Origin of the sequence: Frateuria defendens (assembly GCF_001182895.1) — a bacterium.
GTDB classification, from domain to species: Bacteria; Pseudomonadota; Gammaproteobacteria; order Xanthomonadales; family Rhodanobacteraceae; genus Frateuria_B; species Frateuria_B defendens.
This window is the reverse complement of the sequence record NZ_LFQR01000296.1, coordinates 1-255: the sequence shown is the minus strand read 5'-3', so window position 1 is coordinate 255 and position 255 is coordinate 1. Positions and strand designations below refer to the sequence as shown.

Here is a 255-nt window from a genome sequence, read left to right as displayed (position 1 = left end):
GCTGCTGCTGCCGGTGCTGTACCGCCGCTTCGGCGAGGAATGAGGAGAACACGATGTCGACCACGACCACGACGGCGCTGCGGCGGCTGACCATGATCGCCCCGCGCGAGCTGGAGGAAGCCCTGATCGCCGCGCTGCTGGACCTGGAGCCGGGCCTGCCGGGCTTCACCACCGTGCCGGTGGCCGGCCACGGCGGCGACTTCGGTCAGGCCAGCGTGCGCGAGCGCGTGCGCGGGCGCATCGACCGCCTGCTGC

At 73.3% G+C, this 255-nt stretch carries 1 protein-coding gene; it reads left to right on the top strand.

Translation table 11 applies throughout. The annotated features are described in order from the left end of the window. Window positions 1–53: 53 nt before the first annotated feature. Window positions 54–255, top strand: a 202-nt coding sequence (locus tag ACH65_RS21240; RefSeq protein ID WP_049624086.1) for a DUF3240 family protein, incomplete at its 3' end; no start/stop codon positions are given.